This is a genomic window from Vibrio sp. Isolate30, assembly GCF_022397975.1.
GTDB lineage: Bacteria > Pseudomonadota > Gammaproteobacteria > Enterobacterales > Vibrionaceae > Vibrio > Vibrio fortis.
Genome location: NZ_JAKEUS010000002.1, coordinates 602,208 through 614,064 on the forward strand (window position 1 = coordinate 602,208; position 11,857 = coordinate 614,064).

Consider the following 11,857-nt stretch of genomic DNA (forward strand, 5'->3'; position numbering starts at 1 on the left):
TCAATCGTTGGAGAGAACTATGAATACTAAAACAGATAATACCAACGACCTCACTACACATGGATTGGTTTATGATCCGATTCCATTTGCAGGCGGTTCTAAAATTGCAACACTTGAAATGTTGATGACCACTCACGAATCAATTAAAAATCATCTAAGCCAACGGGTGAACTTTACGATTATTACCGCTGATCCTAACTCTTGGAATTCAGCTGTCACCAATCTCAATGCGAAAGTGATTACTCTACCTAACTGGGGATTTCTTACTGTTCCTCAGGGACTGCGTTATTGGATCGCTCAATGCATTTTAGCTTTGATGTTGCTATTTACATGTATCCGTTTACCACGTGTTGACTATGCAGTTGGTGCCTCAAACCCGGGTATTGATATGGCTCTGTACATTATCAAATGGGTGTCGAGAGTGCCTATCATACAGCTGGTTCATGGACCTGTTGGGCTTTCTCGTTCAATCGGCCATTGCTTTACACGCGCTGATTACGTGTTCTATTTGTCTTCAAGTGTCGAGTCAATTCACGCCGCTCTAAGCTGTTACTTTTCTAAAACTCATGATGATGAGCAAACTGAAATCATGACGCGCTCCGTGCTTGAAAACGCGAGATTTGAATCTTTCAACAACGGTTTAACTCCCTCAAACTGGCCAACGCCGAGTAAAGGAACGTCTAACCAAGTTTTTTGGGCTGCTTCTCTACTCAAATGGAAAGGATTAGAGACGCTCAACACGGCATTAGATATTGCTAACCAAACTACGCCATGGGATGCGAATATTTGCTATATCACGCCGCAAAACACACATTTAGGTGTTAGCAGTCTGCCAACTGAAAACGCGCATACTAAACTGTTTCATGCGCCTACCAATCTCGATCAAATACGTGCAGATTCGGGTATTTTTGTCTCTACCAGTATCAACGAACCATTTGGGTTATCTGTTCTAGAGAGCCTAGCTGCGGGGTTGTGCGTTGTGATTCCAAATGATGGTGCTTATTGGGATCAAGTTCTTGAACACAAGGTCAACTGTCTTAAATTCACGCCACAAAACCCGCAATCTTTGTATGAGACAGTACAACAACTGATGGATGATCCGCAGCTTCGCCAACGTTTGTCACAAGCCAGTTTAGAGATGTCTAAGCAGTATCGAGCGGATCAGTGTTATGCCTCTATTTGTGTCGCACTGCGTGGACAATCTCACAATGCAAAAGTGGTCAGTTCATTGGAGACTTCACATGATTAAGTCTCTACGTCAGCCGACACCATTCATGAACATGCTCACTTACGGTGTTGGCTTAGTCATAAGTAAAGGCGCAGCACTAATCATGCTGCCAATTATTGCCAACTACCTAGCGCCTTCTCAGATTGGACGTTTAGATCTACTAGCATCGATTGGAGCCGTGGCCGGTATTGTTGTCACCTTTGCTTTGCATGAAGCACTTTATCGCTTTGTTGGAGAAGAGAGTGATTCAAAAATAAGATTTCAAAAAGCCAGTGAGATATTTTCACTCACTTGCGTTGTTTCTTTGATTCTGTCTATTGTTCTATTCGGCTACATCAATATCAGTTTTAGTCATCAGTTTGCATTCGCTAGCCGCACTGAACTCAATTTAATTCTTATCTGCGCCTCCCTTGAGGGCATCATTGGGTTGTCCACAGCATGGCTGAGAATGCAGGATAAAGCACTAACGTTTTTAACCGTGAGTGTTGCCTCGACGTTACTACAAATCAGCTTAATTCTTGGCGTGTTATTTTCAGGGCCGAGCGTTGAAAAGATTTTAATCTGCGGGGTTATTACCTACCTATTCCAAGTCGTCGCGCTACTTATTATCAATCGCTTCAAGCTTGTATTGAACACAACCCCAGCATTTCGAGACTATCTTCGTTACGGCTGGCCATTAATGCTGACTGGCCTAATAGGCTTTGGTTTAAATGGTGCGGAACGCTTCTTTGTTGCCTACTCCACTAATCTCGATACGCTTGGCCAATACGCGATTGCGATTAAATTCTCTTTTGCCATGTGTATCCTGGTTCAGCCTTTTGGAATGTGGTGGATGCCAAAACGTTTTAATACTCTAGCGGTTCAAGGTAGACGTAAAACCGCAGAGGTAACCCAACTCGGCATTGTTTACATCACTCTACTGACAGTGGGCGTTGCCTTCGCAGCCAAGGCCTTTATCTTGTTGGCGCTACCGGAAAGCTATCTGTTGTCAGCGCAGCTTGTATTGGGAACGCTGCTATTTTCATGGTTCAAAGAAGTCGCTGAGTTACTCAATATCGGTATTCTTCACAGAAAAGCGACCAAGTTGCAGCTGTCTATCTCGGTGAGTGCCACTTTAATCGGGCTTGGCATGATGTGGTTGCTCAGCGGCTTTGGCGTCTGGGGCATTATTGGCGCACTCTGTATTGCTCAAGCTTTTAAAGCTGTCGCTGTGTTTATCTACAGTCAAAAACTCACTCACCTTCCCTACTCGTTAGGTCTATTTGTCTTTGAGTTTAATGTGTTGGTGCTGTCCCTTTTGCTCGCGCTTTCCATGCAAAATGTTTGGCTGTGTCTTGGCATGGCAGTGATTGCTCCCATCATTTGCTGCCTTCCTGCATATCGTGTCGAAGCCGTAAGAGATTTCGTTCAGCAATGTGGCGCTAAAGTCATTAGTAAATTCGGAACCTCATCTGGGCACAAGCCTTGCTAGGTAAGCTATATGACGCAGAGGAATTTCATTATGACAAACGCCGCTCAAAAATTACCGTCAATCGTCACAGTATCCATGCTGTGCTTGTTGATGGGTGGCGTATGGTTTCTTGCACCACACCCTGCTGTAGCGTTATGCCTCGCGTTTGTTCCACTGGGCGCTCTCTTTGTCATTAATAAAACCTATTGGCTGGTGATTCTTTTCGTCGTCTTCTCGTTTTTCCGTATTCATGAAGCCATTCCTCAGCTTTATGCATTCAAATTGCCACTGTTTCTTTCTCTCGGTGCTCTGTCCGCTCTGATATGGCACACACTCATTAGTAAGGAATTAAAACCCTATTGGCATCGCTCACTCTCTTGGTTGGCGCTGTTCTGGTTACTTGTGACAATTGGTCTCGTCTTTGCGTCGAATCGAGGCGTTGCAATCCAAGAATTTAAAGGCATCTATTGGAAAATCATGGTGATGACACTCGCCATCGTATGGTTGGTTAATAGCATGGATAAGCTCGCAAAAACGTCTACTATCATTATCTTATCAGGCTGCTTAATTGGCGTTATCGCTATCTCTAACTCAATTAATGGAGTTGGACTCGTCGAAGGTACTCGTGTGACCATCGGACGTGATATTGGCTCAATGTTAGGCGACCCTAACGACCTTGCTCTTGTGCTTATGTTCCCTATGGCGTTTGCAATCAGCCAAGCGACGACTAAAGGCATCCCTACGGCGCACCGTCTCGTCGGAACTGCCGCTTGTTTAATCCTGCTCTACGCAGTTATTGCAACACAAAGCCGCGGAGGACTGTTGGGTTCTATCGCTGTACTTGGAATTTTCGCCTTGAGCATCATTCGTTCTAAAGTCACTTTAATCGGCTTAGGAGCAATCGCCGCGGTTGGGCTATATTTTGCTGCTGGTATATCAGACCGAACTTCAGGAGGAGCCGCTGAAGCCGGTATTGATGCCTCTGCGATGGGACGCCTGTATGCTTGGGAGGCGGCGTTTAAAATGGCTCTCGATAACCCGCTTACAGGGGTTGGCTTAAACAACTTTTATTCGAATTACTTTTTCTACAGCCCACATTGGGATGGCCTCAACCACGCAGTGCACAGTACTTGGTTTGGGGTACTTGCCGAAACGGGCTTTGTTGGTTTAATTGTATTTATCATTTTGATTGGCTCTTTGCTCATCACTGCGCGCAAATCTTTAAAACAAATCAAAGATAAGGGTAATTCCGTCAACCCGATCCTCTACTCTTCAGCGTTCGCCGTTTATGCAGGGCTTATCGGGACAATTGTGTCTGGCACCTTCCTCACTCAAGGCTTTAACTGGCCTATCTATATCCTTTCCGCACTCACCGTTTGTGTTTCTCATATATCTCAGACTGAACGTCAAAATGAGAAGCTAAATTAACCATAACAGTAAGTAGCTGAAAAATAATAGTTTTTTATCTGGCACGTATAATGAAAGTACTCCATTAAAACAAGAAATGGAGATTTCAAAATGACGTCAGTATCAGTACATCAATTTAAGACTTGGTTGAAGTTTCATCCTAATTCTCATATTCGTAATCTGTTTTTCATTTTGAAAGACATACGTAATACCGAACTTCCGTTACCAAAATTTGCGAGTAAGTGCCTTTACCATGCTCACAACAGCGTCTCTGGTTTGATTTCGGGTATCACTCGTTTTTTCTATTGGACACCTGCTTTCAAAGGACGTCTGAACCAATGCGGTAAGCACCTATACCTTTATGGAGGTTTACCATTTGTAAGTGGTCCCCTAACTATTAATGTAGGTAACGAGTGTCGTATTTCAGGCCACACTACTTTTTCTGGCTGCACACAACCTACGGCAGATGGAAGTCAGCCTTCCTTAGAAATCGGCAATAACGTTGATGTCGGTTGGCAGTCAACCATTGCAGTCGGTAGACGAGTTGTCCTGTCAGACAATGTGCGGATCGCAAGTGGTGCATTCCTATTTGGTTATTCTGGGCACCCTCTCGACGCGCGTCGACGCGCCCTTGGTGAAGGTGACGACCCTGAACAAATTGGCGATATCATTCTTGAACAAGACGTTTGGCTTGGTACCAATGTCACCGTAAAAGGTGGTGTCACTATAGGTGAAGGCAGTGTTGTTGCAGCAGGAAGCGTTGTGACAAAGAGTGTGCCTCCATTTTCAATTGTCGCGGGCAATCCAGCGCGCATTGTTGGAAACATCCCGAATCAATCAAGTATGTTCGATAATGAACAATCTAAAGGAGGTCATCATGCGTGATCTCATTGTTTTCGGAGAAGACTTCGGTGGGCTACCTTCATCGACACAACACCTGATTCGTCATTTATCGAAGCAGCACAAGGTGTTATGGGTGAACTCGATTGGCTTGAGACAGCCAAAGCTGAATCTCAAAGACGCAACTCGTGCATTAAACAAACTCATTGGAAGAAGTAACGCACAAACGCAAAACATGTTGCCTAATCAGCGATTCGACAACATTACTGTGGTGAATCTTAAAACCATACCAGCACCACGCTCTTCGATTGCAAGAAAGCTTGCTAAAGAGCTTATGCTCACTCAACTAAAGCCAGTTATTAAGCAGTTAGGGATGAACAACCCTGTACTTTGGACCTCATTACCAACAGCAGCTGACCTTTGTGGTTGTTTAGGAGAAAGTCATGTTGTTTACTACTGTGGTGACGACTTTGCTGCATTGGCTGGCGTTGACCACCAGTGTGTTGCTCAACATGAACAGGACTTGGTCCAAAAGGCGGATGTGATCTTTGCTGTCAGTGACAAGTTGATGAACAAATTTCCTCACGGCAAAGCGCACTTGTTGCCACACGGTGTCGATTTTTCTCTATTTTCGACACCCTCTGAACGTGCGTTAGACCTACCTAGCAACCACCGCCCTATTGCAGGTTTTTACGGCAGTTTATCTCAATGGCTGGATTATGATTTGATTGAGAGAACGGCATTAGCACGCTCAGATTGGGACTTTGTTTTCATCGGACCAAATGAATTAGACGAACTCGCTCTTCCAACAATGAGCAATGTTTTCTATCTAGGCCCAAGAGCGCACCATGAATTGCCACGTTATTCTCAACACTGGGATGTAAGTTGGTTGCCATTTGTCGACAACGAACAAATTAGAGCTTGTAGCCCATTAAAACTCATGGAATATCTTGCGGCTGGCACCCCTGTCGTTTCTACTCCTTTCCCGGCACTCAAGCCTTATCAAGAGTATGTGACAACCGTTCATAACGCTGAACAGACATCACAAGCCTTAACTCATGCTCGCCAATCACGCGCTGTTTCACCAACGATTGTTGAAAAAGAGAGTTGGAAGAGTCGCGGTGAGATTGTTCACTCTATTTTGGAGTCGCTATGAATAATCTAAAAACTCGTTTATTGCACATACTGTATGGTGCGTGGCGACAACGCTACGTGATTATTATCCCAATGTTGATATTGCCTGTCATTGGCCTGTTAGTAGCGAACCTAACGCCTAAAAAGTACGATTCGCATACCAGCATGCTGATTCAAGAAACGGCTAAGATGAACCCGTTCTTAGAAGACATTGCCGTATCAACCATGCTTAAAGATCGCATCAATGCGCTCAAGACACTGCTTCACAGTCGTCATGTTCTTTACTCGGTTGCCGAAGAGCTAGAACTGATTGATTCAAGTATGTCTAGCATCGAGCAAGAACAGATCATTAATGACCTTTCACAACGACTAATGGTGACACAACTGGGTAAAGATTTTCTAAAAATCAGTCTGACTAGCGACACGCCTGACAGAATGGAAGAGACACTCACATCCGTCAGCGAGCATTTTATTGCTCAGTTGCTTGCTCCCGAGCGTTCTTCAATTGAAGACTCTAGTAACTTTCTCGCCATTCACATAGAAAAACGCCGTGAAGCATTAGACGAAGCGGAACAAGCGTTGGCGATTTATCGCAACAATAACATTGAGTCGACTCCAGAGATTCAAAGCCAGAGCCTCAACCGCTTAGCGGCTCTCAAACAGAGCCTGTCGGAAAAAGAAGCAGAGATGGCAGGCGTTAAGAAAAGCCTAGGCTCAATGGATCAACAACTCTCTCGAACTAACCCAGTTATCGGGAAAATAGAAGATCAGATCATTGATATCCGTAGTGAACTTACATTGCTACAAGCGAAATACACAAACAAGCACAGTGCTGTTCAAGCCAAACTTCGAGAATTGGAAAGATTAGAGAGCGAACGCAAAACTCTGCTCGAAATGAAGCAACCCAACATGAATAGCGATCAATTATGGGACATCGCCAGCAGCAATACCTTTAATGATGTGTCTGAACTACAGCCGTTATTGGTAACCCAACTGCACAGCTTACAACTTGTCCGTGCACGTTTTGAATCACTGAAAGAGGAGACCAAAAGTCTCAAAACCATGATCTTTGAACTTGAAAACAAAGCCAACAACTTTGGTCAAAATGCGAAAGAGATGTACCGATTGCAGCGTGATGTTCAAATCAAACGCCAGCTCTATGATGAATTGGTTGAACGTTATGAAATGGCTCAACTTACTGGATCTCTTGGGGTGTTTGAGCAAAACAAGCGTGTCAAAATCATCGACCTACCTTACACACCAAGCATTCCATCTAACATGCCTTCATTTATCTTTGTAATTGCAGGTTTGATAGCTGGGATAGGGTTTGGGATAGGTTTAGCGATACTGTTCGAACTGTTCGATTCATCAGTGAAAGGAAGTGCACAAGTTGAAGAAGTGTTAGGTGTCCCTGTTGTTACCGTGATTCCTAGAATGAACTAACTTTTTCGATGATTATTGCGCCTGAACCACCAGCTCTGTCTGGTGGTTTTTTATTTTGTCTACTTATACGTTTCTTACCAATCCGTTTTTCAATAGGCGTTTTGATTTTCAATTTGAGAATGAGATTTCAAAACCTCCCAAATTCGAATAAACCACTGTATTTATTACTTAATTTTCTTGGCACGGCACCTGCTAGGTAGAGGTATAGCTGAATAAAGGACCGAGAATATTCAGAAAATCTCAAAAGGCTTATTCACCCACTAACCAACAACATTTACAGCGGAGTTCCACATGAAAGTACAAGGAAAGAAAATAATTCATGTCGTTCAGCACCTCGCACCCGGTGGGCTGGAAACATTGACTCTCGACCTACTTCGTCTGGCTGACCCAAAGGATCAAGTTTTGATCGTTAGTTTAGAGGGTCAACGAGACGCTTCCATCGCGAATTGGCCAAAGTTGGAACAATACCGTTCCCAAATCGTGTTCCTCGACAAAAAACCAGGCGTGCAATTTAACGTTCTGCTTTCACTTATCAAAGCATTCAGCAGCATCAAGCCAGATGTGGTTCATACACACCACATTGGCCCGCTCCTTTACGCTGGTTACGCTGCCCGCCTATGCAGTGTTCCATATCGCATTCATACGGAACATGACGCATGGCACCTTAAGAACGCGAAAAGAAGACGCCTACAAGCACTCGCTCTTCAATTCGCAAAACCTATGCTAGTCGCTGATGCAGCTAAGGTTTATAACCAGCTGTGTTCTACCTTTTCTTACAAAAACATCATGACGATTCGAAATGGCATTGATTGCGAAAAATTCCGTCCAACGTCAAAGGCCTCGGCTCGACGTCTATTTAACCTCGGTCAGGATGATTTCATCATTGGCTGTGCAGGTCGATTGGAAGAGGTGAAAGGTCAAGATCAACTTATCAAAGCGCTGCCTCTAATTCCGAAACGCATTAAAGTCGTCATTGCTGGGGATGGATCACAAAGAGACGCACTTGAGCAACTGGCGAAAAAACTGAATGTTTCAGATCGCGTGATATTTCTTGGACTTGTCGAAGAAATGGTCTCTTTCTATAACGCGTTGGATGTATTTTGCCTTCCGTCACGTTCAGAAGGTCTTCCCCTTTCTTCACTAGAAGCTCAAGCTTGCAACATTCCGACAGTTGCGATGGATGTTGGTGCTGTTAAAGAAACGCTTTGTCCAGCAACGGGTCATTTAGTGAAGGCAGATAATGTGCCTCACCTAGCCTATTCGCTATTCAAAACGTCGCAAAACGAAACATTAGAGAATTTCTCTAACCCTCGTCGCTATGTGCTTGAGAACTTTAATATTAGCGATATGGTCGAGTCTTACAACAAGCTATCAGAGGAGAGTTACGTATGATTGACATAGTACTCGCTACTCTATGCTTATTTGCTGGTGTACTCATTGTGTATCACCACGCTGGTTACCCAATATTGCTTCGCTGGTATGCGAAACGTCACCCTAAGACGCCAGTGCATGAAAACCAACGTGCATACAAAGCTGAAGAACAGGACTGTAAGCTTCCGACAGTGACAATTTTGGTTCCAGCGTTCAACGAACAAGCTTGGATAGCAGACAAAATTCGTAATCTCGCTTCTCTAGATTATCCAAAGAACAAGCTCAAAGTCGTCATCGCGTGTGATGGTTGTACAGACAAAACCGTTGAGAACGCGCAAATGGCCATCCAAGAAGCGATTTGTAGTGACATCTACTTCGAGATTCATGACCATCAGCTTAATCGTGGCAAAGTCGCAACGGTTAACGAAGAGTTAGCCAATATAGATTCAGATATTACTGCGCTTAGCGATGTTTCGGCATTGATTTCATTAGACGCACTACTCATTGCCGGAGAGCACTTTAAAAACCCTAAAGTAGGTGTCGTGAATGCGACTTATCAACTCTGCCCTACGGGTAATGAAGGAGAAGACGCCTACTGGAAGTACCAAACAGCCGTTAAAGAACGCGAAGCGTCACTGGGATCAAGTCTGGGGTCACACGGTGCATTCTATCTATTCAGAACTCACCTATTTAGCCCACTGCCAAGCAATACAATTAATGATGATTTCATCTTACCAATGCAGATCGTCAAACAAGGTTACATTGCTGAGTATGAAACGCGCATGGTGGCACTGGAACTAGAAGAAACTAACACCAAAGCTGACTTCAAAAGAAGACTACGAATTTCAGCAGGCAATATGCAGCAAGCTATCGAGTTGTTTAGTCTGTTTAGCCCAAAATTCAAAGGTATCGCGTTTGCCTTCTTTTCTGGCAAAGGGTTAAGGCTGCTCACACCGTATTTAATGATTGTTAGCTTGGTATGCTCATTTTTCTTGCGTGATTACCTGCTATTTAACTTTCTATTCTGGGCACAAATCGCCGTGTATACGCTGGGTATCATTGGGTATCTATTACCAAAGAAACTGAGCATCAAACCTATTTCGTTAATTTCTTATCTTGTAGTGGGCCATTACGCCAATTTAGTCGGCGGTATCCGTTACCTGATTGGATTAGAGAATACCCCTTGGACACGAGTCAATCGTTAAGGATCAACTATGTTTACTCAAGACCATCAACAAATGCTTTACCAAAACAAGATTTCTCGCGCTAAACGTAGCTTCGACTTCTTTGCGTCTATGTTTGCAATCATCTTGTTCTCTCCGGTGTTCCCTATCATCGCTTTGGCAATTGTGATGACATCGAAAGGCCCCGTATTCTATCGTCAACTCCGTGTTGGTAAGTCGACACCAGAAAAGATGGAGATTTTCGAAATTCTTAAGTTCCGTAGTATGTATGAAGATGCAGAACAACGATCTGGTGCTGTATGGGCGACGAAAAATGACCCGCGAATTACGCCAGTCGGTCGCTTTTTAAGAAAAACACGTCTTGATGAGCTGCCACAACTGTTTAACGTAATCAAAGGCGATATGTCATTGATTGGCCCTCGCCCTGAGCGCCCGACTTTCTACAACAAATTAGAAACTGAAATTCCTTACTTTGCCGATCGTACATATGGCGTGATGCCCGGCATTACAGGCTTAGCTCAAGTCAATCAAGGATACGATACTTGCATTGAAGACGTAAGACGAAAAGTCGGCTTCGATCATAGCTACGCACTGAGCTTATGTTCCATGAAGTCCTGGATCATTGCTGACCTATCTATTATCAGCAAAACTATCATCGTTATGGTTGATGGCCGCGGTCGCTAATTCTTCGTGTAATGATCTCTTAGATTTGTAAACTCAAAGCCTAACGTGTCGTCGCGTTAGGCTTTGAACATATATGAACTTTATTCACAAAAATCAAAATAGAAACGGTGTACCATAATAGAAGACTTTGGCAGCCTCCCTTTTACAAATGAAAATTGAAGACCTAAAACTATTCACTACCGTCGTTGAGCTCGGAAGCTTTACCGCTGCAGCTAACGCTTTAGACCTCCCACGAGGGAATGTAAGCCGGCGAATCAGCGACCTCGAAAAATCTTTGGGAATTCAACTGTTCTTAAGAACGACTCGTAGTTTATCTCTAACTCAATCTGGCGAGCTTTATTATAAAGAACTCCTTGTCGCTCTCGGAGCATTAGAGAAAGCAAACCATGTTGCCTCTAACCTGTCTGTGCTACCTCACGGCAAAATTAAGATAGGCCTACTCCCAGAGACCAGCGATATTTTGCAATCTACCCTATTCCGCTTTCAGGATTTATATCCGGAGGTTGAGTTGGATATTCGAAGTATTAACAATGGTTTCGTTGATATGCATCGCCAAGGTCTCGATATCGCAATGCATGGCGGTCGGTTAAGTGATGCCAATTTGGTGGCTAGGAAAGTGATGGATTTGCAGCGCGTGTTTGTCGCTAGCCCAGACTTTATAGCTAAAGAAGGCCAGCCAACGTCAGTTCACGAACTGTCTCACTATCCATTTGTTTGCTTTCGTTGGCCAACTGGCGATATCGACCAACAGTGGGACATCACCAATATCAACGTGACGGTAGAACCTTCAATCGTGAGCGATAGCATCGGTTTTGTGAAAGGTGGCGCAATTCGCCACAGAGGAATTGCTCTATTGCCTGAACTATTGGTTCGCCAAGAGATCAGCGACGGTACTTTGGTTGACCTATTCCCTAATGATAGGCTTCAACAAGAGGAAGCCTGGCTCTTGTATCCACAGCGAAAAGCGCTCAGTCATGCGTCTCAGCTTTTGGTCGACTTTTTATTACAAGAACTGCCTAAACTATGAACATTGTCTCATTTGGTGTGACAGTGTTTCACGCTGTCACCGGATTATCTAATGAAAATAGATAGATAGAATTGCCCTATATATTAATA

The 11,857-nt window shown here is 44.0% G+C and carries 10 protein-coding genes; all 10 read left to right on the forward strand.

Annotated elements, in window-relative coordinates:
- Positions 1-19 precede the first annotated feature (19 nt).
- The 10 genes from L1D60_RS09725 (at position 20) to L1D60_RS09770 (ending at position 11,768) form a co-directional block, all read left to right on the forward strand.
- Complete coding sequence (locus L1D60_RS09725) at positions 20-1,249, forward strand: glycosyltransferase family 4 protein (protein WP_239840896.1); 1,230 nt, start codon at positions 20-22, stop codon at positions 1,247-1,249.
- Positions 1,242-2,699: an oligosaccharide flippase family protein gene (locus tag L1D60_RS09730; RefSeq protein ID WP_239840897.1), complete on the forward strand. Its 1,458-nt coding sequence runs from the start codon at positions 1,242-1,244 to the stop codon at positions 2,697-2,699. The genes L1D60_RS09725 and L1D60_RS09730 overlap by 8 nt, the downstream gene beginning before the upstream one ends.
- Positions 2,700-2,729: 30 nt before the next feature.
- Positions 2,730-4,106: an O-antigen ligase family protein gene (locus L1D60_RS09735; RefSeq protein ID WP_239840898.1), complete on the forward strand. Its 1,377-nt coding sequence runs from the start codon at positions 2,730-2,732 to the stop codon at positions 4,104-4,106.
- Between the two features lie 90 nt (positions 4,107-4,196).
- Positions 4,197-4,970, forward strand: coding sequence for an acyltransferase (locus L1D60_RS09740; RefSeq protein WP_239840899.1), 774 nt, complete (start codon positions 4,197-4,199; stop codon positions 4,968-4,970).
- Positions 4,963-6,081, forward strand: coding sequence for a glycosyltransferase (locus L1D60_RS09745; protein ID WP_239840900.1), 1,119 nt, complete (start codon positions 4,963-4,965; stop codon positions 6,079-6,081). The genes L1D60_RS09740 and L1D60_RS09745 overlap by 8 nt, the downstream gene beginning before the upstream one ends.
- Positions 6,078-7,502 carry a GNVR domain-containing protein gene (locus L1D60_RS09750; RefSeq protein ID WP_239840901.1) on the forward strand — a complete coding sequence of 475 codons (1,425 nt, stop codon included), beginning with the start codon at positions 6,078-6,080 and terminating at the stop codon, positions 7,500-7,502. Before L1D60_RS09745 ends, L1D60_RS09750 begins: the two co-directional genes overlap by 4 nt.
- A 291-nt stretch (positions 7,503-7,793) precedes the next feature.
- Positions 7,794-8,894: a glycosyltransferase gene (locus L1D60_RS09755; protein ID WP_239840902.1), complete on the forward strand. Its 1,101-nt coding sequence runs from the start codon at positions 7,794-7,796 to the stop codon at positions 8,892-8,894.
- A complete protein-coding gene (locus L1D60_RS09760) occupies positions 8,891-10,078 on the forward strand; it encodes a glycosyltransferase family 2 protein (protein ID WP_239840903.1) in 1,188 nt (395 codons plus the stop codon). Before L1D60_RS09755 ends, L1D60_RS09760 begins: the two co-directional genes overlap by 4 nt.
- Positions 10,079-10,087: 9 nt before the next feature.
- Complete coding sequence (locus L1D60_RS09765) at positions 10,088-10,741, forward strand: sugar transferase (RefSeq protein ID WP_172974231.1); 654 nt, start codon at positions 10,088-10,090, stop codon at positions 10,739-10,741.
- A 148-nt stretch (positions 10,742-10,889) separates the two neighbouring features.
- Entirely contained in the window at positions 10,890-11,768 is an 879-nt protein-coding gene (locus L1D60_RS09770) for a LysR substrate-binding domain-containing protein (protein ID WP_239840904.1), read from the forward strand.
- The last annotated feature ends 89 nt before the right edge of the window (positions 11,769-11,857 follow it).

Bases quoted from the DNA above. Each gene is read 5' to 3' on its own strand.
- L1D60_RS09725 (WP_239840896.1), top strand. From the start codon at position 20: ATGAATACTAAAACAGATAATACCAACGACCTCACTACACATGGATTG.
- L1D60_RS09730 (WP_239840897.1), top strand. From the start codon at position 1,242: ATGATTAAGTCTCTACGTCAGCCGACACCATTCATGAACATGCTCACT.
- L1D60_RS09735 (WP_239840898.1), top strand. From the start codon at position 2,730: ATGACAAACGCCGCTCAAAAATTACCGTCAATCGTCACAGTATCCATG.
- L1D60_RS09740 (WP_239840899.1), top strand. From the start codon at position 4,197: ATGACGTCAGTATCAGTACATCAATTTAAGACTTGGTTGAAGTTTCAT.
- L1D60_RS09745 (WP_239840900.1), top strand. From the start codon at position 4,963: ATGCGTGATCTCATTGTTTTCGGAGAAGACTTCGGTGGGCTACCTTCA.
- L1D60_RS09750 (WP_239840901.1), top strand. From the start codon at position 6,078: ATGAATAATCTAAAAACTCGTTTATTGCACATACTGTATGGTGCGTGG.
- L1D60_RS09755 (WP_239840902.1), top strand. From the start codon at position 7,794: ATGAAAGTACAAGGAAAGAAAATAATTCATGTCGTTCAGCACCTCGCA.
- L1D60_RS09760 (WP_239840903.1), top strand. From the start codon at position 8,891: ATGATTGACATAGTACTCGCTACTCTATGCTTATTTGCTGGTGTACTC.
- L1D60_RS09765 (WP_172974231.1), top strand. From the start codon at position 10,088: ATGTTTACTCAAGACCATCAACAAATGCTTTACCAAAACAAGATTTCT.
- L1D60_RS09770 (WP_239840904.1), top strand. From the start codon at position 10,890: ATGAAAATTGAAGACCTAAAACTATTCACTACCGTCGTTGAGCTCGGA.